At 55.6% G+C, this 23,221-nt stretch carries 17 protein-coding genes; 11 read left to right on the top strand and 6 right to left on the bottom strand.

The features are described from left to right. Window positions 1-84 precede the first annotated feature (84 nt). Entirely contained in the window at window positions 85-1,095 is a 1,011-nt protein-coding gene (adhP, locus tag L350_RS17480) for an alcohol dehydrogenase AdhP (RefSeq protein WP_022648199.1), read from the top strand. A gap of 39 nt (window positions 1,096-1,134) precedes the next feature. On the opposite strand, the gene L350_RS17485 is transcribed toward adhP, so the two are convergent. Then, the gene (locus L350_RS17485) at window positions 1,135-1,644 is read right to left on the bottom strand and encodes an RrF2 family transcriptional regulator (protein WP_022648200.1); all 510 of its coding nucleotides are present in this window, start codon (window positions 1,642-1,644) and stop codon (window positions 1,135-1,137) included. 130 nt (window positions 1,645-1,774) lie between these two features. Between L350_RS17485 and L350_RS17490 the strand changes: the two genes are divergently transcribed. Further along, entirely contained in the window at window positions 1,775-2,977 is a 1,203-nt protein-coding gene (locus L350_RS17490) for an NAD(P)/FAD-dependent oxidoreductase (RefSeq protein ID WP_032624210.1), read from the top strand. A gap of 39 nt (window positions 2,978-3,016) precedes the next feature. Here the strand turns inward: L350_RS17490 and araJ are convergent, their stop codons facing one another. Beyond that, on the bottom strand, window positions 3,017-4,192 hold the full coding sequence (araJ, locus tag L350_RS17495) for an MFS transporter AraJ (protein WP_032624209.1): 1,176 nt from the start codon (window positions 4,190-4,192) through the stop codon (window positions 3,017-3,019). 161 nt (window positions 4,193-4,353) lie between these two features. Here araJ and ppk2 point away from each other — a divergent pair, with 161 nt between their 5' ends. Next, entirely contained in the window at window positions 4,354-5,172 is an 819-nt protein-coding gene (gene ppk2 / locus L350_RS17500) for a polyphosphate kinase 2 (RefSeq protein ID WP_022648203.1), read from the top strand. Between the two features lie 59 nt (window positions 5,173-5,231). Here ppk2 and fdnI read toward each other — a convergent pair whose 3' ends face one another. The 3 genes from fdnI to fdnG are packed head-to-tail and all read right to left on the bottom strand — an operon-like array spanning window position 5,232 to window position 9,824. Next, window positions 5,232-5,888, bottom strand: a complete 657-nt coding sequence (fdnI, locus tag L350_RS17505; protein WP_032624208.1) for a formate dehydrogenase-N subunit gamma — start codon at window positions 5,886-5,888, stop codon at window positions 5,232-5,234. Then, window positions 5,881-6,765, bottom strand: coding sequence for a formate dehydrogenase subunit beta (gene fdxH, locus L350_RS17510; protein ID WP_003857048.1), 885 nt, complete (start codon window positions 6,763-6,765; stop codon window positions 5,881-5,883). Before fdxH ends, fdnI begins: the two co-directional genes overlap by 8 nt. 11 nt (window positions 6,766-6,776) lie before the next feature. Further along, on the bottom strand, window positions 6,777-9,824 hold the full coding sequence (gene fdnG / locus L350_RS17515; protein ID WP_115504191.1) for a formate dehydrogenase-N subunit alpha: 3,048 nt from the start codon (window positions 9,822-9,824) through the stop codon (window positions 6,777-6,779). A gap of 220 nt (window positions 9,825-10,044) precedes the next feature. Here fdnG and yddG point away from each other — a divergent pair, with 220 nt between their 5' ends. Then, window positions 10,045-10,923 (top strand): aromatic amino acid DMT transporter YddG, encoded by an 879-nt coding sequence (yddG, locus tag L350_RS17525; RefSeq protein WP_032624206.1) that lies wholly within the window; start codon window positions 10,045-10,047, stop codon window positions 10,921-10,923. 624 nt (window positions 10,924-11,547) lie between these two features. After that, complete coding sequence (gene ompC / locus L350_RS17530; protein WP_022648207.1) at window positions 11,548-12,621, top strand: porin OmpC; 1,074 nt, start codon at window positions 11,548-11,550, stop codon at window positions 12,619-12,621. Between the two features lie 44 nt (window positions 12,622-12,665). On the opposite strand, the gene L350_RS17535 is transcribed toward ompC, so the two are convergent. Next, window positions 12,666-14,156 (bottom strand): MFS transporter, encoded by a 1,491-nt coding sequence (locus tag L350_RS17535; RefSeq protein ID WP_032624205.1) that lies wholly within the window; start codon window positions 14,154-14,156, stop codon window positions 12,666-12,668. 116 nt (window positions 14,157-14,272) lie between these two features. Here L350_RS17535 and L350_RS17540 point away from each other — a divergent pair, with 116 nt between their 5' ends. From L350_RS17540 to narI, 6 genes are all read left to right on the top strand, one after another. Next, window positions 14,273-14,848: a TetR family transcriptional regulator gene (locus L350_RS17540; RefSeq protein WP_032624204.1), complete on the top strand. Its 576-nt coding sequence runs from the start codon at window positions 14,273-14,275 to the stop codon at window positions 14,846-14,848. A 210-nt stretch (window positions 14,849-15,058) separates the two neighbouring features. Continuing rightward, window positions 15,059-16,447 (top strand): NarK family nitrate/nitrite MFS transporter, encoded by a 1,389-nt coding sequence (locus tag L350_RS17545; protein ID WP_032624203.1) that lies wholly within the window; start codon window positions 15,059-15,061, stop codon window positions 16,445-16,447. Between the two features lie 64 nt (window positions 16,448-16,511). Beyond that, complete coding sequence (locus L350_RS17550) at window positions 16,512-20,252, top strand: nitrate reductase subunit alpha (protein WP_032624201.1); 3,741 nt, start codon at window positions 16,512-16,514, stop codon at window positions 20,250-20,252. After that, window positions 20,249-21,793: a nitrate reductase subunit beta gene (gene narH / locus L350_RS17555; protein ID WP_022648212.1), complete on the top strand. Its 1,545-nt coding sequence runs from the start codon at window positions 20,249-20,251 to the stop codon at window positions 21,791-21,793. Before L350_RS17550 ends, narH begins: the two co-directional genes overlap by 4 nt. Continuing rightward, the gene (gene narW / locus L350_RS17560) at window positions 21,793-22,488 is read left to right on the top strand and encodes a nitrate reductase molybdenum cofactor assembly chaperone (protein ID WP_023306264.1); all 696 of its coding nucleotides are present in this window, start codon (window positions 21,793-21,795) and stop codon (window positions 22,486-22,488) included. The genes narH and narW overlap by 1 nt, the downstream gene beginning before the upstream one ends. Beyond that, window positions 22,485-23,165, top strand: coding sequence for a respiratory nitrate reductase subunit gamma (gene narI / locus L350_RS17565; protein WP_022648214.1), 681 nt, complete (start codon window positions 22,485-22,487; stop codon window positions 23,163-23,165). The genes narW and narI overlap by 4 nt, the downstream gene beginning before the upstream one ends. The last annotated feature ends 56 nt before the right edge of the window (window positions 23,166-23,221 follow it).

Here is a 23,221-nt window from a genome sequence, read left to right as displayed (position 1 = left end):
GCCTTGCATTACAGCGCCAAAGTATTAATCCTTAATGGGTATTACACCTGCTATGCAGATACTCATTAGTAAAAGGAGAAACACATGAAGGCTGCTGTTGTCACTCAGGATCATCAGGTTAACGTTACAGAGAAAACCTTACGCGCGCTCAAACATGGTGAAGCGCTGCTGAAGATGGAGTGCTGTGGCGTTTGCCATACCGATCTCCATGTTAAAAATGGTGATTTTGGCGACAAGACCGGGGTGATCCTCGGCCATGAAGGGATTGGTATTGTCAAAGAGATTGGTCCGGGCGTCACGTCACTGAAAGTTGGCGATCGTGCAAGCGTGGCGTGGTTCTTCGAAGGCTGTGGCCACTGTGAATATTGTAATACCGGCAACGAAACTCTGTGCCGTGACGTAAAAAACGCGGGTTACTCCGTCGACGGCGGCATGGCGGAAGAGTGCATCGTGACCGCGGATTACGCGGTTAAAGTCCCGGAGGGGCTGGACTCTGCGGCGGCCAGCAGCATCACCTGCGCCGGGGTCACCACCTACAAAGCGGTAAAAGTCTCTGAGATCAAACCCGGCCAGTGGATTGCGATCTATGGCCTGGGCGGTCTGGGCAACCTCGCACTGCAATACGCCAAAAATGTCTTTAATGCGAAAGTTATCGCCATTGACGTGAATGACGAGCAGTTGAAGCTCGCTGCCAGCATGGGCGCAGACTTAACCGTGAACTCCCGCAGTGAAGATGCGGCAAAAGTGATTCAGGAGAAAACCGGCGGCGCACATGCGGCAGTGGTGACGGCGGTGGCGAAAGCGGCCTTCAACTCTGCCGTTGACGCGGTTCGCGCCGGAGGCCGCGTGGTGGCTGTTGGCCTGCCGCCGGAAGCGATGAGCCTGGATATTCCACGTCTGGTCCTGGATGGGATTCAGGTGGTGGGCTCTCTGGTGGGTACTCGTCAGGATCTGCTCGAAGCCTTCCAGTTTGCGGCTGAAGGTAAGGTGGTTCCGAAAGTCACGCTGCGCCCACTGGAAGATATCAACGCCATCTTTAAAGAGATGGAACAGGGCCAGATCCGTGGCCGTATGGTGATTGATTTACGTTCTTAACCGCGGTGGCCGGGTAGCGGGTTTGCCCTGCCCGGCCTGTCACGTAGACGAACGGCGATCGGAAATCCACTCCTGAACCTCGATCTGGAACGTGTCCGGCGCTTTTCGATACATCTTCCGCGCCAGATCCAGGATGGTATGGCGTCCTAACTCCTCTTCCATCCGCTGCTGCGCGCTGTCCATAACCGATCGCACCCCGCACGGTCCGTCACAAACCCAGGCCGGTGGCGTTTCATCAAATACCGCCAGGCGCTGACGCACTTCCCGACATTCGAACATATTCTTATCGCCGTCGATGGCGTGCGCCACGTCCAGCACGCTGATCAGCTCTGCCGGACGCGCCAGCCGGAATCCTCCCCCCTTGCCTTCGGTGCTGATAACCAGCCCCGCGCGTGACAAACGAGTGAAAATCTTCCCAAGATAGTCGTACGGTACGCCCTGCAAGGCCGCCATCTCCCGGACGCTCATCTCACGCTCATTGCCTTTTGCATCCACCATACACATCAGGCTATGAATGCCATATTCCACACCAGAACTGTAAAACGCCATGGCTCACTCCGGGTCATTGTTCGCTGCATTATAACGAATTTTAACTCAGAAAGAAGTTGTCGCAGTTAACTCCGACAAGTATAGTGGCAGTTATGTCAGACACACAGCCTGACGAACAAAAGGATCGAGTATGAAAAAGCAGATTTTAATTGTGGGTAGTGGGTTTTCCGGTATGTGGGCTGCGGTCAGCGCCGCGCGTCTTTCTGCTCTGGAAGGTAATAATAGCCTCAGCATTGCCGTGCTGGCCCCGGTGCCGGAACTGCGCGTTCGTCCACGTTTTTATGAAGAGAACGTGTCGACGATGGTCGCGCCACTGACCGAACTGTTTGCTGAGCTGGGTATTGCCTTTATTTCGGGCGAAGCACAACGTATTGATACCTCATCTAAAACCGTTTTGTATCGCGATTCAAACGGCGCCATTGCCGAAGTCAACTGGGAACGTCTGATCCTCGCAACCGGTAGCCAGACTAAACGTCCGCCGATTGCCGGTCTGACTGAATACGCATTTGATATCGACCAACTCGACTCCGCCAGGCTGTTCGAGCAACATCTTGATTCGCTGGTTTCGCGCCCCTCCACCCCAGAACGCAATACCGTGGTCGTGTGTGGCGGCGGTTTTACCGGCATTGAGCTGGCAACGGAACTCCCTGATCGTCTTCGCACCCGCTTCGGCGCCGATACAAAGACTAAAGTGATCGTAGTTGAAAGAGGTGCAACCATTGGCGGGCGTTACAGCGAGGCGCTGCGTAACACCATTGAAGAAGCAAGCAACGCTCTGGACGTTGAATGGCGTTTAAACAGTGAAATTGAAGCTATTGATGCCAGCGGCGTGACGCTGAAAAACGGAGAGCGCATTGCCAGCGCGACTGTAGTGTGGACGGCAGGGGTAGAAGCTAACCCCCTCAGCCTGCAAATTGACGGGGAACGCGACACTCAGGGACGCCTTATCGTCACCGACACGTTGCAGGTCCCTGCGCATTCGGAGGTTTACGCGACGGGTGATATGGCTCACGCCAAAACGGACGATGCGGGCAACACGGCACTGATGACCTGCCAGCACGCGATCCAGCTGGGGAAATTCGCCGGACATAACGCAGCTGCCAGCCTGTTAAATCTGGAGCCGTACCCTTACCGTCAGGTGAATTACGTCACCTGTCTGGATCTGGGTGGCTGGGGCGCGGTGTACACCGAGGGCTGGGAACAGCGTGTTAAATCCGTGCGCGAGGAAGGCAAAAAGATCAAAGTCGCCATCACCAACGAACTGATTTACCCGCCAGCAGCAGACAAAGCAGTCGCATTTGCCGCCGCTGACCCACTGGCGAAATTCGTGTAGTCCCCTCCTGTGCCCGCGACCAGCGGGCAAAGCGTGAAATCAAGCCAGCGCTCCTGCGTTGGCCTGACGCTTTTTGGCACATAAAAAACCGTACATCAACAGAGAGGTCATTGCTGAGAAGGATAAGATCGCTGCCGGAAGCGTGACATAGCTCCAGCTAAAGCCGAGCGTAATCATCATTCCACCGAAATACGCGCCTATTGCGCTGCCGAGGTTAAACGCCATTTGCCCGCCTGCGGCGCCCAGCATCTCGCCGCCTTTCGCATTTTGCAGCAGCAGTATTTGCAGCGGCGCAGAGAGCGCAAACAGCCCGGCGCAGCAGACGAACCCCATTACCAGTGAAGCTGTTTTAAGCTCGCCAAACGCGAACAGTAACAGCAGCGAAGCCACAATCACCATGTCGGTGGTGGCAGCAATGCGCAGCGGGCTAAAGCGCGACGACAGCTTGCCGCTGAAGACATTACCCAGCACCATGCCCAGCCCCATCAGCATCATGATCGCGGTCATGACGCCCTCGGAAAAGCCTGACACGTTGACCATAAACGGCTTCACGAAGCTAAACCAGGCAAACACCCCGGCATTGCCAAACATCGTAGCGGCAAAAATCAGCCACGGTTCCGGTTTTTTCAGGAAGTGGAATTGTTCTGTCAGCCGGGTGGTTGTCGTGTCGTGAATGTCTGGCACCCACAGCAGAACAGAGAGGATCACCAGCGCATCAAAGACGGCAATCAAAAAGAAGGTGTAGCGCCAGTTAAATTCATGTCCCAGCCAGGTCCCGAGCGGGACGCCAAGCAAATTGGCAACGGTCATCCCGGCAATCATCCCTGCTACAGCAACCGTCACCTTACCCGGTGGCGCAATTTTTGACAGGATTATCGCCCCCACACCGAAAATCGCGCCATGCGGGAAACCAGAGATTAAGCGCCCCGCCGCCAGCCCCATGTAGGTGTCAGAGAAGGTAAAGAGCGCGTTACCGACGACGCACATCGCCACCAGAAACAGCAGCGTTGTTTTCAGCGAAAATCTACTGGAGAACAGCGCCACAATTGGCGCGCCGATCACCACGCCAAAAGCGTAAAACGAAATCATATTTCCGGCGGAGGGAATCGAAATGCCCGTATCATGAGCCAGTTCTGTCAGCACGCCCATAATGCCAAATTCAGCCATCCCCAGGCCAAAGGTAGCCAGTGCTAACGAAAAAATTGTTTTTTTCATACCGCGACCACTGTTAAAAAATACGCAGCGTGCATTATTGATTAAACTTGTATGGTGAACCAGTTCAAATCAGTTTTCTGACACATTAATCCATTCATTCAGGCCGATTACACGCTTAGTACGGCCTCGATCCCGCGACCGGACCCATAGGGAGACCCGCCATGGTCAGTAAGAAGAAAACCCGTGTTGTTGATGATGTCGTTAAAAATGCGCCGCTCAAAACCAAAGCGTACGAGCAAGAGCTTCGCCGCCTCCATGTTGAACTGGTTAAGCTCCAGCAATGGGTGGTCGCCAAAGGGTTAAAGGTCTGTATTGTTTTTGAAGGGCGAGACGGCGCGGGTAAAGGCGGCGCCATCAAAGCCATCACCGAACGCGTCAGCCCCCGGGTGTTTCGCGTTGTTGCGTTACCGGCCCCCACCGATAAAGAGAAAAGTCAGCTCTATTTTCAGCGTTACGTTCCCCATCTGCCCTCTGCCGGTGAAATCGTCATTTTTGACCGCAGCTGGTACAACCGCGCAGGCGTGGAAAGAGTAATGGGTTTCTGTACCGAAGAGCAGGCCGACAAATTTCTTGATGGAACGCCGGTGATGGAAAAAGCGATGGTCGATGCCGGGATCATATTGTTGAAATACTGGCTTGAAGTAACGCCAAAAGAGCAGGAACGCCGCCTGCGCGATCGCATTAATGATGGTCGCAAGATCTGGAAGCTGTCTCCAATGGACATAAAATCTTTCAATCTGTGGGATGAATATACCCTCGCCCGTGATGCGATGTTTAAAGCAACCGACACCGCCTGGGCGCCGTGGTTTGTGGCGCGCTCAGAAGATAAAAAACGGGTTCGGTTGAATATTATTTCGCATCTGCTTTCACAGATCCCCTATAAAGAAATTCACGTTGACAAGGTGGATTTACCGAAACGCAAGATCGGCAAAGTGAAGCCAACAAAATATCCCTTCCGGTATATTGCAGAGCGGTTTTGATACAGGGAAGCAGACCAGCACAAGCGCAGCGCCGCCGGACAATGCCGACGGCGCAAGGTTTACTTCAACCCTTCCGAACTCTCTTTTTGCGCTTCAAGACGCTCAATGTCGCGGTACCAGCGCGGATGGTGCTTCTGCGCCCAGCGGCGGCTCACCTTCCCTTCAATCATGCCTTTAATCGATCCTTTCACCCAGAATGCCATATACATATGGATCAGAATGGCGTGGATCAGAATAATGGCCGAGGTCGCGTGGATCAGCAGCGCATAACGCACCACCTGAATCGGGAAATAGTGCGCAAAATACGGACGCCAGATGATCACCCCGGTCACCAGCAGCACAAATATCATGCTCATGATGGTCCAGTACATCATCTTCTGCCCGGCGTTATATTTGCCCACCTTCGCGACTTTATGCTCGTTGCCTTTCAGAACCTCAACAATCCCTTTTAGCCACGGAATATCCTGCTTGTCAGGGATGTTGTGATGAACGAAACGTACAAACATAAACATCAGCACCACGAAAATCAGTACGCCGAAGAACGGATGCAGAATGCGCCCCATCTGCGGTGTCCCGAAGGTTTCCGTTAGCCACTGTAGCGTCGGGAAGAAGAACGAAATGCCGGATACCGCCACCAGGAAGAAGCAGATGACCACCGTCCAGTGACAGGCGCGATCGACAAATTTTGTGCGCACTATCATTTTCGACTTACTCATGATGCTCCTCCTCGTCGTCATCCACCTCTTTATTCGGCCCGATACCGATGTAGTGATAAATCAGCCCGGCAAAGGTGGCGATAAAGCCCGCCGCTGAGAGCGGCTTAAGCGCCCCTTTCCAGAGGTTGATTGAGGTATCGATCGCCGGATCCTTCGGCAGATTGTGATACAGCTCCGGCTGGTCATTGTGGTGCAGAACATACATGACGTGCGTACCGCCCACGCCCTGCGGGTTATAAATCCCGGCCTTGTCATAGCCGCGCGCTTTGAGCTTATCCACCCGCTGCTGCGCCACTTCCAGCATCTCTTTTTTGGTGCCGAAGTGGATAGCCCCGGTAGGACAGGTCTTCACGCAGGCAGGCTCCTGTCCGACGCTGACGCGATCGACACACAGCGTGCATTTATAGACCCGGTTATCTTCTTTATTGAGGCGCGGGATATTAAACGGACAGCCTGCGATGCAGTAGCCGCAGCCGATACAGTTATCCTGCTGGAAGTCGACGATCCCGTTGGCGTACTGAATAATTGCACCCGCAGACGGGCATGCCTTCAGGCAGCCCGGATCTTCACAGTGCATACAGCCGTCTTTACGGATTAGCCACTCCAGCTTGCCGTTCTGGTCGGTTTCGCTAAAGCGCATCACCGTCCAGGACTTGGCGCTCAGATCAGCCGGGTTATCGTAAACGCCAACGCAGTGCCCCACCTCGTCGCGGATATCGTTCCACTCCGAGCAGGCCACCTGGCAGGCCTTACAGCCCACGCAGGAGGAGACATCGATCAGCTTGGCGACTTCTGCCTTGTAGTCCCGCGCGCGAGGCGCGGGCGTTATCGGGTTGGTCGCGGAGCGTTTAATAATGTCTTGTGTTTCCATCGCCATTTAATCGCTCCTTACGCTTTCTCGATGTTGACCAGAAACGCTTTATACTCCGGCGTTTGCGAGTTGGAATCGCCGACGTTTGGCGTCAGGGTATTGGCGATGTAACCTTTCTGCGCCACCCCTTCAAAGCCCCAGTGCAGCGGGATGCCGACGGTTTCTACCTGCTGGCCGTGTACGTTCAGACTTTGCAGACGACGGGTGACCACCGCTACCGCGCGTATAAAGCCGCGTTTGCTGCTCACCGTCACGCGATCGCCATTGGCAATGCCTTTCGCCTTCGCCAGCGTTTCGCTTATCTCCACAAACTGTTCCGGCTGCGCGATGGCGTTAAGCCGCGCATGTTTGGTCCAGGTATGGAAATGCTCAGTCAGGCGGTAGGTAGTTCCGACATACGGGAACTTGTCCTTTTTACCTAAACGCATCACGTCATCTTCATAGATACGCACTACCGGGCTGGAGACCACGTTCGGGTGCAGCGGGTTAGTGCCGAGCGGCGTTTCCATCGGCTCGTAATGTTCCGGGAACGGCCCTTCCGCCAGCTTGTCGATGGCAAACAGACGTCCCAGCCCTTCCGGCTGCATGATAAACGGCCCGGTGTTGCTGCCCGGCGCGGCGGTGCTGAAGTCCGGGATATCGTTTCCCGTCCACTTCGTGCCGTTCCACTCGATCAGCATGCGCTTCGGATCCCACGGCTTACCGTTCACGTCTGCGGAGGCACGGTTGTACAGTACGCGGCGGTTCAACGGCCACGCCCATGCCCAGCCCAGCGTGTTGCCCAGGCCTGACGGATCGGCGTTATCACGGTTGGCCATCTGGTTACCCTGCTCCGTCCAGCTACCGGTGTAGATCCAGCAGGACGAGGCCGTGGTGCCGTCGTCACGCAACAGCGCGAAGCTATTGAGCAACTGGCCTTTCTTCGCCACCAGATTGCCGTTGGCATCGTACAGGTCGGCCAGCGCCACGCCGTTGTTCTCTTTTGCCACCTCTTCGGACTCAGGATGATCCGGCTGCTTGTAGTTCCAGCTCATCTTCAGCAGCGGCTCTGCGCCTTTGCCGCCTTCGGTGCGGTACATTTCGCGCAGACGATGGTAAATCCCGGCCAGAATTTCGCCGTCATTACGCGCTTCACCCGGCGCATCCTGACCTTTCCAGTGCCACTGTAGCCAGCGGCCAGAGTTGGCAATAGAACCGTCCTCTTCCGCAAAGCAGGTCGATGGCAGTCGGAACACCTCGGTCTGAATGGATGCCGGATCGACATCGTTAGACTCGCCGTGGTTCTGCCAGAACGTAGACGTTTCGGTGACCAGCGGATCGATAACCACCATGTACTTCAGCTTGCTCAGGCTGCGAACGACTTTGTTTTTATCCGGGAATGACGCCACCGGGTTAAAGCCCTGGCAGATATACCCCGTGACGTCGCCCTTATCCATCATGTTGAAATACTTGATGACATCGTAAGCCTGATCCCATTTCGGCAACCACTCAAAGCCCCAGTCATTCTCTTTCTGCGCCGCATCGCCGTAGAACGATTTCATCAGACTGACGGCAAACTTCGGATAGTTACTCCAGTAGTTCACCTGGTCCGGACGCGTCGCTTTTGGCGTGTTGGCGTCAAGCCAGCTTTGCCAGTCGGTCTGCTTCTCCGACGGCAGGGTCAGGTAACCCGGCAGGCTGGTCGACAGCAGGCCGAGATCGGTTAAGCCCTGAATGTTGGAGTGTCCGCGCAGGGCGTTCACGCCCCCACCGGCCATCCCCATGTTGCCGAGCAGCAGCTGGATCATCGCCATGGTACGGATGTTCTGCGCGCCCACGGTATGCTGCGTCCAGCCCAGCGCGTACAGGAAGGTGGTTGTTCTGTCGGCGGCACTGGTGGAGGCCAGCACTTCACATACTTTCAGGAAGTCTGCTTTCGGCGTACCGCAGATGTTTTCCACCACGTCTGGCGTATAACGGGAAACATGCTGTTTCAGCAAGTTCCACACGCAGCGCGGATCGGTCAGGGTCTCATCGCGTTTCGCGTAGCCGTTTTCGTCGAACTGATAGTTCCAGGACGATTTATCGTACTGACGTTTCTCTGCGTCATAGCCGCTGAACAGGCCATCTTCGAAGGCGAAATCTTCCCGCACCAGCAGGCCGGCATTGGTGTAATGCTTAACGTATTCCGCGTTAATCTTATTGTTTTCGATCAGGTACAACAGCACGCCGGAAAGGAACGTAATATCCGTACCGGAGCGGATCGGCGCATAAATATCAGCCACCGATGCCGTACGCGTAAAGCGTGGATCGACGACAATCAGCGTCGCATCGTTGTTGTTTTTCGCTTCCATCGCCCAGCGGAATCCCACCGGATGGGCTTCAGCGGCGTTACCGCCCATCACCACCACGACGTTTGCGTTTTTGATATCAACCCAGTGGTTGGTCATCGCACCGCGACCAAATGTTGGAGCAAGACTTGCTACCGTTGGTCCGTGTCAGACGCGCGCCTGGTTATCAACCGCCAGCATGCCGAGGGAGCGCACAAATTTTTGCGTCAGCATGCCGGTCTCATTACTTGCCGCAGATGCACACAGCATCCCGGTGGAGGTCCAGCGGTTTACCGTAACGCCCTGCTCGTTCTTTTCAATAAAGTTGGCGTCGCGATCCGCTTTCATCAGTTTTGCAATACGTGAGAAGGCCTCGTCCCAGGAGATGCGCTGCCATTTATCAGAGCCCGGCGCACGATATTCCGGATAGCGCAGACGGTTTTCACTGTGGACGTAGTCCAGCAGCCCCGCCCCTTTCGGGCAAAGCGCCCCGCGGCTCACCGGATGGTCCGGGTCCCCTTCAATATGATAAATCGCTTCTTTGGCGTTCTTCGCGCCATCACCCAGGCTATACATTAATAGCCCACAACCCACGGAGCAGTATGTGCAGGTGTTACGGATCTCTTTCGCGCGCAGCAGTTTATAGTTGCGTGCCTGAGCCAGCGCCATTTTGGGAGCGAATCCCAGCATTGCGGCTGTTGTTCCGGCCATACCGCCCGCGCAGATTTTAAAAAATTGTCTGCGGCTGACGTCCATTGCTGTCCTCGTTATCTGATAAGACTTCGCGCCGCAAACTAACAGCAAAGCCCCTGTTTTTTTTGCGTCAAATCAAGGTCGCCGAACTTCGCCCCCTTAATAGTCACCGCCGGTATGATTTATTACTCCTTTCGGGTTAACCGCGAAACAGAAAATTCGCCTGGTGAATGGGTTAGATGCTATAAGTTTACCCTTTGATTTTTATGAGACTGGCAGGGTAATGGACAGAAAAAGAGCAACGCTGATTGGCCTGGTGGCCATACTGCTGTGGAGTACCATGGTTGGTCTCATCCGCAGCGTCAGTGAGGGACTTGGCCCGGTGGGGGGCGCAGCGATGATCTACACCGTCAGCGGATTATTGTGTCTGGCGACGGTAGGTTTCCCTGATATTAAACGGTTTTCGAAAGGCTATCTCATTGCGGGCAGCGTCCTGTTTGTCAGCTATGAAATGTGCCTTGCCCTGTCGCTTGGCTTTGCCGCGACGCGCTCGCAGGCAATTGAGGTGGGCATGGTCAATTATCTCTGGCCAAGCCTGACGATTGTGTTCGCCATTTTGTTCAACGGACAAAAATCCACCCTGTGGGTGATCCCCGGCTTAGCGATCTCCCTGCTGGGCGTGGGCTGGGTCTTAGGCGGCGAAAACGGGCTGCACGTTCACGACATCATGCTAAACATCGTTTCCAGCCCGCTGAGCTACGGGCTGGCATTTGCCGGTGCCTTTATCTGGGCCGCCTACTGCACCGTCACCAGCAGGTATGCCAGAGGGCAAAATGGCATTACTCTTTTCGTCCTGCTGACCGCCCTGAGCCTGTGGGTCAAATATGCCGTCAGCGATCAGCCCGAAATGGTATTCAGCGTGCCGGTAGTCGTGAAGCTGTTGATGTGTGGTGTTGCCCTTGGCTTTGGCTACGCCGCCTGGAACATTGGGATCCTCCACGGTAACGTCACGGTGCTTGCGGCCGTCTCCTACTTCACCCCGGTACTCTCTGCCGCGCTGGCGGCTATTATGCTGAGCTCTCCGCTTTCATTCTCATTCTGGCAAGGTGCATTAATGGTTTGCGCCGGATCATTACTTTGCTGGTATGCCACCCGCAAATAGCATTTTAATTTTACCGGGCACGAATTATGCCCGGTAAAAATTAACATTATTTTAATATGTGATCACAGTAAAGAATATTATTTATAACATTCGTATGTATTTCTATTTCTGTATAGAGTACTCATAGAAAGTCAGATCCGTTGTGGAAATTGACATAAACTGACAACGCATGTAATTAATTCAACCCCAATATTCCCGTGCTATATAGCACATAGTGCAATAGTTTATTTCTGGATGTTTCTTTTAAAAAACAGTTGCAGGCTCCAGGATAAATCCACAAGTCACTGTTTTAAAAGTCAATAACACGGCCCATTCCTTGACATTATCTGCCAAGCCCTTTTATCTCCCTCTAAAAACAAAAACGCATGGCAACTATTTCCAGACTTATTATCGTGTTTTGTTAATAATCAATTTATGTATATAAAGTAACCTTATTGAGCGATTTAAGGGAAATTTATCGGATCAGGATCACACTAATTGAAATTATCTTTAATATTTTGAAACTTATTATTGAAAGCAGTCTACGGAATTTTAAAAATAGTCTGCCATTGACGATAAGCCTCGTTTAAAAATCGCTCAGGTGGCTTAGGAAATACCCAAATAAAATTATAAGGGTTAGTTAAGATGAAACTTAAATTAGTTGCAGTGGCAGTGACTTCCATGTTGGCGGCTGGCGTTGTTAACGCGGCTGAAGTTTTTAACAAAGACGGTAACAAACTGGATCTGTACGGCAAAGTTACTGGTCTGCACTATTTTTCTGATGATGCTGGTAGCGACGGCGACAAAACGTACGTTCGTCTGGGCTTCAAAGGTGAAACTCAGATCAACGATCAACTGACCGGATACGGCCAGTGGGAATATGAGTTCAAGGGCAACCGCTCTGAAGCTCAGGGTTCCGACGGCAACAAAACCCGTCTGGCCTTCGCTGGTCTGAAATTCGATGAATTCGGTTCCTTCGACTACGGTCGTAACTACGGTGTTGCTTATGACATCGGCGCATGGACTGACGTTCTGCCAGAGTTCGGTGGCGATACCTGGACGCAGACTGACGGCTTCATGACCGGTCGTACCACTGGCGTTGCCACCTACCGTAACACCGACTTCTTTGGTCTGGTTGACGGCCTGAACGTGGCTGCCCAGTACCAGGGTAAAAACGACCGTTCAGAGATCACCGAATCCAACGGTGACGGCTGGGGTCTGTCTTCTACCTATGAATTCGACGGCTTCGGTGTGGGTGCGACCTACGCGAAATCTGACCGTACTGACCGTCAGGTTCGTGCTGCAAGCAACCTGAACGCCGGTGGCGAAAACGCAGAAGTCTGGGCTGCTGGCCTGAAGTACGATGCGAACAACATCTACCTGGCAACCACCTACTCTGAAACCCGCAACATGACGGCGTTCGGTAGCGGTCACGTTGCCAACAAAGCACAGAACTTCGAAGTTGTGGCTCAGTACCAGTTTGACTTCGGTCTGCGTCCATCCATCGCTTACCTGAAATCCAAAGGTAAAGACATCGGTTCTTATGGCGACCAGGACCTGGTTGAATACGTTGACGTTGGCGCGAGCTACTACTTCAACAAAAACATGTCCACCTACGTTGATTACAAAATCAACCTCGTGGATGACAGCCAGTTCACCAAAGATGCCAAAGTGGCTACCGACAACATCGTGGCTGTAGGTCTGACCTACCAGTTCTAAGATGTGTTAGTTCAAAAGGCCAGCCCACGCGGCTGGCCTTTTTTTTACTGCTGCCCTCCGACCTTCGCCAGACTAAACCAGATCCCGATCGCCAGAATCATCAGCATGGCTCCCGCACTGCCCAGGGCCACGCTGTGCGAGGTGATGAACGCGGTTTTCGCCGCCGTCATCACCGGCTCGGCCAGTGACGGCGTCAGCTCCTGCGCGACCTTCATCGCTTCACCGATGGACGACGAGGCTTTATCGGTCAGCGACGCGCTCAGCCCCTGCGGCAGTACAATTGACGCCGAAAAGCTGCGGGTTAACAACAGACCGAAAATGGCGATCCCGAGACCAGCGCCCAGCTCGTAGGACATGGTTTCGATCGCGCCTGCCGCGGCCGCTTTCTCTTTCGGCGCGGCAGCCATGATCGCTGACGTCGATGCCAGCAGTGCGCTGGCGGCACTAAAGCCCAGCAGCACCATCAGGCTCCACGCCTGCCACTGTTGGGTGCTGAAATCGAGCGTCGACAGGCCGATAAAACTGATCGCGCTTAGCCCCATGCCTCCGGCCGCGACAATGCGCAGCCCCAGACGCCCGACCAGCACACCCGCGATCGGCCCGCTAAATCCGCTCGCCACCATCACCGGCAGCATAAATATCCCTGCTTCAAACGGCGTAAAACCATGCACGAACTGCAACTCCTGCGCCATCAGCAGTTCAAAGCCCACCAGCGCAATCATGGCGGTCATCGCCATGACCACGCCGCTTAAAATAATGCGATGGCAAAACAGACGCATGTCGATCATTGGCACGCGCGCGCGCAGCTGGATACGGACGAAGATAAACAGCATCATCGCCCCGGTAAGCAGCGTAGAGGCCACCATCCACGGCGACAGCACCCCTTTCAGGGCGGTTTTGGCGCTGTAGACCAGCAGTAAAATGGCGACAATCAGCATAATGGCATGGCTGATATTGAGCGGCTGCTCGGGCCGACCCTGCTGAGCAGGCACAAAGCGCGCAGCAAGCGAAACCACGATCAGCACGATCGGCACGTTAATCAGGAAGACCGAACCCCAGTAAAAGTGCTCCAGCAGCATGCCGCCAATCAGCGGGCCAAACGCCGCGCCGCCCGACCCAACGGCAGCCCAGACGCCAAGGGCGATGTTACGGTGCCGCACGTCAATAAACAGCGTGCGGATCCCTGCAAGCGTAGCCGGAATGATCATCGCCGCGCCAATCGCCAGCGACGCGCGGGCGGCAATCAGCCAGCCCGCGGACGGCGCAAAAGCCGCCGCTAACGATGACAGGCCAAACAGCACGCTGCCGATCATCAGCAGGCGCTTAAAACCTATACGATCGCCCAGCGCGCCCATCGGCAGCACCATCCCCGCCATCACCAGCGAGTAAATATCAATAATCCACAGCAATTCGTTGCCGCTGGCACCCAGCGTCATGCTCAATGTTGGCGCCGCCACGTGCAGCACCGTCGCGTCAATCGCCACCGGGATATACACCAGCACGATAATCACTAACGCTAACCACTGACGAAACATAAATTTCCTTTTCATTTAAAAACTGGACACATGTCCAGATTGCGATCCTACGTAAAGTTGAACACTTGTCCAGCTCTTTGTTACACTCGTTTCGTTGCCATTGAGAGTGAGAAATTATGCGTTATCTGAGCAAGGACGAGCGGCGGGAAGAGATCCTACAGGCCGCAATGCGCGTGGCGCTGACCGAAGGATTCGCTGCGATGACCGTGCGCCGAATCGCTACCGAAGCGGGCGTCGCCACCGGGCAGGTGCATCACCACTTTGCGTCGGCGGGCGAGCTTAAATCGCTGGCGTTTGTCAGGCTGATCCGCGATTTGCTGGATGCTGAAATCGTTGGCGAAAACGCAGGCTGGCGCGAGCGCCTGCATGCCATGCTCGGCAGCGATGACGGCGGGTTTGAGCCCTACATTCGGCTGTGGCGGGAGGCGCAAATTCTCGCCAGCCGGGATAGCGATATCAAAAGCGCCTACGTTTTGACCATGGAGATGTGGCACCAGGAAACGGTCGCAATTATCCGCGCCGGTACGGAGGCCAACGCCTTTACGCTTGCTGATCAGCCGGAAAATATCGCCTGGCGTTTAATTGGTCTGGTATGTGGCCTGGATGGCATATACGTCTTAAATATGCCTGAAATGGACGACGCGGCATTTAATAAGCATCTGGATAAACTTATCTCCCTCGAATTGTTTTAATACTCCCATCGGAGTATTAATTTCCGCAAAGAGTTACAATTAGTAACACATAAAGCGAACCCTGATTCCCATTCCAAACTCAGGGATTCGCTTTTTTATCTATCCTTTCAGATGTATCCCATAACATCCTATAAATTTCATACGCCACTGACAGGTATCTTTCTGTTTTTCCTTCTTTTTTCTCTCCACTTCGGTAAGCAAGAGGGTGATATGTCACATCAAAGCGAGAAGAGTAATCAGCATCTGTTGAGTAACTGGAAACCGGAAAACGCGCAATTTTGGGAGAATAAAGGGAAACATATCGCACGAAGAAACCTGTGGATTTCCGTGGCATGTTTGCTTCTGGCGTTTTGCGTCTGGATGTTGTTTAGCGCTATTGCGGTAAATCTTAATAAGGTCGGATTTAATTTCAGCACCGATCAGCTTTTTATGCTAACGGCATTACCTTCTCTCTCCGGCGCGATATTGCGTGTCCCCTACTCTTTTATGGTACCGATATTTGGCGGACGTTACTGGACCGTGTTAAGCACCGTTATCCTGGTCGTACCCTGTGTCTGGCTTGGGATCGCCATTCAGAATACCGCCACGCCCTATTGGATCTTCATCATCATCGCGCTGCTGTGCGGTTTTGCCGGTGCCAACTTCGCTTCCAGCATGGGAAACATCAGCTTCTTCTTCCCGAAAGCCAGACAGGGCAGCGCACTGGGCATTAACGGCGGGCTGGGTAACCTGGGCGTGAGTGTGATGCAGCTGGTTGCGCCGCTGGTGATTTTCCTGCCGATGTTTACCTTCCTCGGCGTGCACGGCGTACCGCAGGAGGATGGCTCGACGATGTGGCTGGCGAACGCGGCGTGGATCTGGGCGCCGCTGCTGATTCTGGCCACCATTGCGGCGTTTTTTGGCATGAATGACATCGCCAGCTCGAAAGCGTCCATTGCCAGCCAGCTTCCGGTGCTTAAGCGCTTTCATCTCTGGCTGCTGAGCCTGCTTTATCTGGCAACCTTCGGCTCGTTTATCGGTTTCTCGGCAGGCTTTGCCATGCTGTCGAAAACCCAGTTTCCGGACGTTAATATCCTCCACCTCGCCTTCTTTGGCCCACTGATCGGCGCCCTGGCGCGTTCGGCTGGCGGGATGATTTCAGACAGGCTGGGCGGCGTAAGGGTGACGCTGATCAACTTCGTCTTTATGGCCATCTTTAGCGCCCTGATTTTCCTGACGCTCCCCGGGTCTGGTTCAGGCAGCTTTATCGCCTTCTATCTGGTCTTTATGGGCCTGTTTCTGACCGCAGGCCTGGGTAGCGGCTCGACCTTCCAGATGATCGCGATTATCTTTCGCCAAATCACCCTCGACCGCGTGAAAAAACAGGGCGGGAGCGATGAACAGGCACAGCATGAAGCGGTGACCGAAACGGCTGCGGCGCTGGGCTTTATCTCTGCCATCGGTGCGGTGGGCGGGTTCTTTATTCCCAAAGCCTTTGGCACCTCCCTGGCGATGACCGGTTCCCCGGTGGGCGCCATGAAAGTCTTCCTCGTGTTTTACATCGTCTGCGTGCTCGTCACCTGGCTGGTGTACGGCCGCAAATCCTCACAAAAAAAATAACTACCTCTTCGCCGGAGCGTGATGCCTCACCCTCCGGCCATGCTATCGAAGCAGGAGAAATGTCATGAGCAAACTGTTGGACCGCTTCCGTTACTTCAAAACAAAAGGCGACAGTTTCGCCGATGGGCACGGCCAGGTGTACCACACCAACCGTGACTGGGAGGACAGTTACCGTCAGCGCTGGCAGTTCGACAAAATTGTGCGATCCACCCACGGCGTTAACTGCACCGGCTCCTGTAGCTGGAAGATTTATGTCAAAAATGGCCTGGTGACATGGGAAACCCAGCAGACCGACTACCCGCGTACCCGCCCTGACCTGCCTAACCACGAACCGCGCGGCTGCCCGCGTGGCGCAAGCTACTCCTGGTATCTCTACAGCGCCAACCGTCTCAAGTACCCGCTGGTACGCCGCAGGCTGATCGAGCTCTGGCGCGAGGCGCTGGCGCAGCATACCGATCCGGTGCTGGCCTGGGATGCCATTCAGAACGATCCACAGAAAGCGCAAAGCTACAGAAAGGCGCGCGGTAAAGGCGGGTTTATCCGCTCAAACTGGAAAGAGCTTAACCAACTGATTGCTGCCGCCAACGTCTGGACCATCAAAAACTACGGCCCGGATCGGGTAGCCGGTTTTTCCCCCATCCCGGCCATGTCGATGGTCTCTTATGCCGCCGGTACGCGCTATCTCTCCCTGCTCGGCGGCACCTGCCTGAGCTTCTATGACTGGTACTGCGATTTGCCTCCGGCATCGCCGATGACCTGGGGCGAGCAGACCGACGTGCCGGAATCGGCGGACTGGTACAACTCCAGCTATATCATTGCCTGGGGCTCGAACGTGCCGCAGACGCGTACCCCGGACGCCCACTTCTTTACCGAAGTACGTTACAAAGGCACCAAGACCGTCGCCATTACGCCGGACTTCTCGGAGGTGGCGAAGCTCAGCGACCAGTGGCTGGCCCCCAAACAGGGTACCGACAGCGCGCTCGCCATGGCGATGGGGCATGTGATCCTCAAAGAGTTCCACCTTGATAACCCGAGCGATTACTTCCTCAACTATTGCCGCCGCTACACCGACATGCCGATGCTGGTCCTGCTGGATGAACAGGCTGACGGTCGCGTGGTGCCGGGCCGCATGCTGCGCGCGTCGGATCTGGCCGACGGGCTGGGTGAAACCAATAATCCGGAGTGGAAAACCATCGCCTTTGACGTCGCCGGAAATCTGGTGGCGCCGAACGGCTCTATCGGTTTCCGCTGGGGCGAAAAAGGCAAATGGAACCTGGAGTCGCTGGCCGCGGGACAGGAGACCGAGCTGACGCTTTCCCTGCTCATCACCCACGACAGTGTGGCAGACGTGGCCTTCCCTTACTTCGGGGGCAACGAGAACCCGCATTTCCGCAGCGTGAAGCAGGAGCCGGTGCTGAAGCGCCGCGTACCGAGTAAAACCCTGACGCTGGCCGATGGCAGCCAGAGACGCGTGGTCAGCGTGTACGATCTGGTCCTCGCAAACTACGGCCTCGATCGCGGTCTGGAAGACAGTAACGCGGCGGCAAACTACGCCGAGATCAAAGCCTACACCCCGGCCTGGGGCGAACAAATTACCGGCGTCCCCGCTTACCTGATAGAAAAAATCGCCCGTGAATTTGCCGACACGGCGCACAAAACCCATGGTCGTTCGATGATCATCCTCGGGGCCGGTGTGAACCACTGGTACCACATGGACATGAACTACCGCGGGATGATCAACATGCTGGTCTTTTGCGGCTGCGTCGGGCAGAGCGGCGGCGGCTGGTCGCACTATGTCGGCCAGGAGAAACTGCGCCCGCAAACCGGCTGGCTGCCGCTGGCCTTCGCACTGGACTGGAACCGTCCGCCGCGCCAGATGAACAGCACCTCTTACTTCTACAACCACGCCAGCCAGTGGCGCTATGAGAAGCTCACCGCACAGGAGCTGCTTTCTCCTCTTGCAGACGCGTCGAAATTCACCGGACATCTGATTGATTTCAACGTCCGCGCCGAGCGCATGGGCTGGCTCCCTTCCGCGCCGCAGCTCAACCTCAACCCGCTGCACGTTAAGGCCCGTGCCGACGCCGCCGGAATGTCGCCGCAGGATTACACCGTGCAGGCGTTAAAATCGGGCGATATTCGCTTCGCCTGCGAACAGCCGGACAACGGCAAGAACCACCCGCGCAACCTGTTTGTCTGGCGTTCTAACCTGCTTGGCTCGTCCGGAAAAGGCCATGAGTACATGCTCAAATACCTGCTTGGCACCGAGAGCGGGATTCAGGGCGAGGATTTAGGCTCAACGGATGATGTCAAACCTGAAGAGGTGGAATGGCAAACCGCCGCCATTGAGGGCAAGCTGGATCTGCTGGTGACGCTCGATTTCCGTATGTCCAGCACCTGCCTGTTCTCCGATATCGTCCTGCCGACCGCCACCTGGTATGAAAAAGACGATATGAACACCTCGGACATGCATCCGTTTATTCACCCGCTCTCTGCCGCCGTTGACCCCGCGTGGGAGTCCCGCAGCGACTGGGAGATCTACAAAGGCATCGCCAAAGTCTTCTCTGAAGTGTGCGTCGGGCATCTCGGCACCGAAACTGACGTGGTGCTACAGCCGCTACAGCATGACTCCCCGGGGGAACTGTCGCAGCCTTTTGATATTCTGGACTGGCGCAAAGGCGAGTGCGATCTCATCCCCGGTAAAACCGCGCCAAACATTGCGGTCGTCGAGCGCAACTATCCGGAAACCTACGAGCGCTTCACTTCTCTCGGTCCGCTACTGGACAAGCTCGGCAACGGCGGAAAAGGCATATCGTGGAACACGCAAAACGAAGTCGATTTCCTCGGCAAGCTCAATTACGTCAAGCTCGACGGCCCGGCCAAAGGCCGACCACGCATTGAAACCGCCATTGATGCTTCAGAGGTGATCCTCGCTCTTGCGCCGGAAACCAACGGTCAGGTCGCGGTCAAAGCCTGGGAGGCCCTCGGCGAACTGACCGGGCGCGATCACACCCATCTGGCGCTGAACAAAGAAGACGAGAAAATTCGCTTCCGCGATATTCAGGCGCAGCCGCGCAAAATTATCTCCAGCCCAACGTGGTCCGGCCTTGAGAGCGAGCATGTCTCGTATAACGCAGGCTATACCAACGTTCACGAGCTGATCCCGTGGCGCACGATTTCCGGCCGCCAGCAGCTGTATCAGGATCACGCCTGGATGCGCGCCTTCGGTGAAAGTCTGGTGGCCTATCGTCCACCGATTGATACCCGCAGCGTCACCCATATGCGCGAGATCCCGCCGAATGGCTTCCCGGAAAAAGCGCTTAACTTCCTGACGCCGCACCAGAAATGGGGCATTCACTCCACCTACAGCGAAAACCTGCTGATGCAGACCCTGTCACGCGGGGGGCCAATCGTCTGGATCAGCGAAACCGACGCGCGCGAGCTGGGGATTGAGGACAACGACTGGATCGAAGCCTTCAACGCCAACGGCGCCCTCACCGCCCGCGCGGTGGTCAGCCAGCGCGTGCCGCCGGGCATGACCATGATGTACCACGCTCAGGAGCGCATTCTGAACATTCCGGGGTCAGAAGTGACCGGACGGCGCGGCGGGATCCACAACTCGGTCACGCGCGTCTGTCCGAAACCGACCCACATGATTGGCGGCTACGCGCAGCTGGCGTACAGCTTTAACTATTACGGCACCGTCGGCTCGAATCGCGACGAGTTCATTATGATCCGCAAAATGAAAAACATTAACTGGCTGGACGGCGAAGGTCGGGATCAGGTTCAGGAGGCGAAAAAATGAAAATACGCTCACAGGTTGGCATGGTACTGAATCTCGATAAATGCATTGGCTGCCACACCTGCTCGGTCACCTGTAAGAACGTCTGGACCGGGCGCGAAGGGATGGAGTATGCGTGGTTTAATAACGTCGAAACCAAACCGGGTATCGGCTATCCGAAAAACTGGGAAGATCAGGATGAGTGGCAAGGCGGATGGATCCGCAGTATTCACGGCAAGCTGACCCCGCGCCTCGGCGGAAAAATGGGCGTCCTGTCGAAAATTTTCGCCAACCCCGTGTTGCCGCAGATTGACGATTACTATGAACCTTTCACCTTCGATTACCAGGATCTGCACCGCGCCCCGGAGGGGGATCACCTCCCTACCGCCCGCCCCCGCTCGCTGATTGACGGTAAGCGGATGGATAAGATCGTCTGGGGACCAAACTGGGAGGAGCTGCTGGGTGGCGAGTTCGAAAAACGCGCCCGCGACCGAAACTTTCAGAAGATCCAGAAAGAGATGTACGGTCAGTTCGAAAACACCTTCATGATGTACCTGCCGCGCCTGTGCGAGCATTGCCTCAACCCGAGCTGCGTCGCCACCTGCCCGAGCGGTGCGATTTACAAACGCGAAGAGGACGGCATTGTGCTGATCGACCAGGACAAATGCCGCGGCTGGCGACTGTGCATCAGCGGCTGTCCGTACAAGAAAATCTACTTCAACTGGAAAAGCGGCAAGTCAGAGAAGTGCATCTTCTGCTATCCGCGCATCGAGTCCGGCCAGCCGACCGTCTGCTCAGAAACCTGCGTTGGACGCATCCGCTACCTTGGCGTGCTGTTGTATGACGCGGACCGTATTGAAGAGGCGGCCAGCACCGAGCATGAAACCGATCTGTATGAGCGCCAGTGCGACGTGTTCCTTAACCCGAACGATCCGGCGGTGATTGAAGAAGCCCTGAAGCAGGGCATCCCGCAGAACGTCATCGACGCAGCGCAGCGTTCCCCGGTTTACAAAATGGCGATGGACTGGAAGCTCGCCCTGCCGCTGCATCCGGAATACCGCACCCTGCCGATGGTCTGGTATGTGCCGCCGCTGTCACCGATTCAGTCCTACGCGGACGCGGGTGGTCTGCCGCAGAGCGACGGTGTACTGCCTGCGGTCGAAAGCCTGCGCATCCCGGTGCAATACCTGGCAAATATGCTCAGCGCGGGCGATACCGGCCCGGTGCTGCGCGCTCTGAAGCGCATGATGGCGATGCGCCACTACAAACGCTCCCAGACCGTGGAAGGCGTGACCGATACCCGCGCCATTGAGGAAGTGGGCCTGACCGAAGCGCAGGTTGAGGAGATGTACCGCTATCTGGCCATCGCTAACTACGAAGACCGCTTCGTGATCCCGACCAGCCACCGCGAAATGGCGCGCGACGCCTTCCCGGAGAAAAACGGCTGCGGCTTCACCTTCGGTGACGGCTGTCACGGCTCCGACACCAAATTCAACCTCTTCAACAGCAGCCGCATCGACGCGATCAACATTACCGAGGTGCGCGATCACGGGGAGGGAGAATAATGCAGATCCTTAAAATCATCGCGCTACTGATTGAGTATCCCGATGAGCTGCTTTGGGATAACCGTGAAGAAGCGCTTTCCCTGGTGGAACAGGATGCGCCCATGCTACTGCCGTTTGCGCAGCAGCACCTGAGCGCCCCGCTGCTGGATAAGCAGGCCGAATGGTGTGAAGTTTTCGAGCGGGGGCGCGCGACTTCACTACTGCTGTTCGAGCACGTTCACGCCGAGTCCCGCGATCGCGGTCAGGCGATGGTCGACCTGATGAGCCAGTATGAGAAAGCCGGGCTGGAGCTGGATTGCCGCGAGCTGCCGGACTATCTGCCGCTCTATCTGGAATATCTCAGTATCGTCAGCGACGACGAGGCGCGTGAAGGGCTGCAAAACGTCGCGCCTATACTGGCGCTGATTGGAGGCCGCCTGAAACAGCGCGAGGTAGCGCATTACAAGCTGTTTGACGCCCTGCTGTCGCTGGCGGAAACACGGCTTTCCAGCGACAGCGTGGCGAAACAGGTATCCGGTGAAAAACGTGATGATACCCGTCAGGCGCTGGACGCCGTGTGGGAAGAGGAACAGGTCAAGTTTATCGAAGACAACGCCACATCGTGCGACAGTTCGCCGATGCAGCAATATCAACGACGCTTTAGCCAGGACGTCGCGCCGCAGTACGTGGACGTCAGCGCCGGAGGCCCAAAATGACTCATTACCTGAACGTGTTTTTCTATGACATTTATCCGTACATCTGCGCCACCGTCTTCTTCCTCGGCAGTTGGTTGCGCTACGACTATGGGCAGTACACCTGGCGGGCGTCATCAAGCCAGATGCTCAGCAAGCGCGGGATGAACTGGGCTTCGAACCTGTTTCATATTGGGATTCTGGGGATCTTCTTCGGGCACCTGTTCGGCATGTTAACCCCGCACTGGATGTACGCCTGGTTTTTACCCGTCGCGGTTAAACAGCAGTTAGCCATGATTGCGGGAGGTATTTGCGGGGTGCTGACGCTGATCGGTGGGTCGATGCTTTTGATCCGACGCCTGTTCAACCAGCGGGTGCGCGCCACGTCCACCACGCCGGATATTATCATCATGAGTATCCTGCTGCTTCAGTGCATCCTTGGGCTGTCGACCATTCCTTTCTCCGCTCAGTACCCTGACGGAAGCGAGATGATGAAGCTGGTTGGCTGGGCGCAGGGGATCGTCACGTTTAAGGGCGGCTCGTCGGAAATGCTGAGCGGCGTCGCGCCGATCTTCCGCGTGCATCTGGTGCTGGGGATGACGATCTTCCTCATCTTCCCGTTCACCCGCCTGGTGCACGTGTGGAGCGCGCCGTTTGAGTACTTCACGCGTCGGTATCAGGTGGTAAGATCGCGCCGTTGATTTGTCGGGTGGCGGCTACGCCTTACCCGACCTACGTATACTCCCGTAGGCCCGGT

The organism is Enterobacter sp. MGH 4, from assembly GCF_000534735.1.
GTDB classification, from domain to species: domain Bacteria; phylum Pseudomonadota; class Gammaproteobacteria; order Enterobacterales; family Enterobacteriaceae; genus Enterobacter; species Enterobacter intestinihominis.
The sequence above is the reverse complement of the archived record's forward strand: the minus strand, read 5'-3'. Positions and strand labels throughout refer to the sequence as shown.